The sequence below is a fragment of the Okeania sp. SIO2B9 genome (assembly GCF_010672505.1).
Taxonomy (GTDB): domain Bacteria; phylum Cyanobacteriota; class Cyanobacteriia; order Cyanobacteriales; family Microcoleaceae; genus Okeania; species Okeania hirsuta.
The window spans coordinates 1-1,085 of the sequence record NZ_JAAHGK010001788.1 but is presented as its reverse complement, the minus strand read 5'-3'; the positions used below and the strand labels follow the sequence as shown (position 1 = coordinate 1,085).

Annotated in this window: 1 protein-coding gene; it reads right to left on the bottom strand. The window is 28.8% G+C overall.

Annotation, left to right across the window (positions count from 1 at the left end; genetic code table 11):
• Nucleotides 1-186 precede the first annotated feature (186 nt).
• Complete coding sequence (locus tag F6K13_RS34440) at nucleotides 187-702, bottom strand: hypothetical protein (protein ID WP_124143594.1); 516 nt, start codon at nucleotides 700-702, stop codon at nucleotides 187-189.
• Between the last annotated feature and the right edge of the window lie 383 nt (nucleotides 703-1,085).

The following is a 1,085-nucleotide window of genomic DNA, read 5'->3' as shown; positions in this document are numbered from 1 at the left end:
AGCGGGAGCATCTCAAGGCAAGAATAAAGCCAGAAATTTATCGCTTTTAGGCAACAGGCAATAGGCAACAGGGAATAGGGAATATATAGGAAAAAAAAGTATTTTTGCAAATATGAAATGCACCCAATTCAGCAAACTTTGTAGAGGCGTTTTATTTAACGTCTCTATATTTTTTTTCCGAAATATTTAGAATTGATATTCTTTCTTAGATTCTAATAAATTTCTATACAAAGGTGATTTGATTTTTTCTAAATGCTCAATATTCACTATATCTAATACCATCAGCACCCTACTTTCATAAAATGAAGAATCAATTGTACCAATAGTTTGATAACCTAATTTTTCAAAAAAGGGAACCAAGTATGCTAAATTATCTATCAAATTAAATTTGATTTCATCTAACAACAGTTGTTTATAGTGTGCTTGCACTATTTTCAAAGCTATTAGCGTTCCTCTAAGATAACTTTTAACCATAAATCTCCTACTAATTGATGTAGATAAGACATTTGCATCTCCTACTGTTTCACTAATCTTATAAAACTTTATATAATAGTCTGAATCTAAATCTTTAGCATAATTGCATCGAGCAGTACCAACTAATTCATGATTATTAAAAGCTACAAATAAATTAGCACATAAGTCTAATGTGTCTTCTACTTTCTTTTGTTCGTGGTTAGGTTCATAGTTTGGACAATTTTTCAACCATCCTAGTTATTCTACATAGATTTGATAGCACAATTTAAATTTTTTTCTCTTTCTTCAGGAGTTTGAGCTAATCTGATTTCTAACATAATTAGAGATATAGCGTTTTTATTTGAGATGCGGAAACCAAATCCTCTTAAAAAGGGAATAAGGAATAGGCAATTAGCAATTTTAAAGGATGAAAAACAGTATTAAATTCTGAAAAATAAAAGGGAAGAGCTACTTAATACAGCATTTTTTTATGATAAAAAACCACGTTATAGATTTACATTTTATTGAAAAAACTATATTATTTCTTAGATTATAACAAGTTTCTATACAAAGATTGAAAAGGTGATTTAACTTTCTCTAAATGTTTAAAATCAAGTAGGCCTAGCACCATC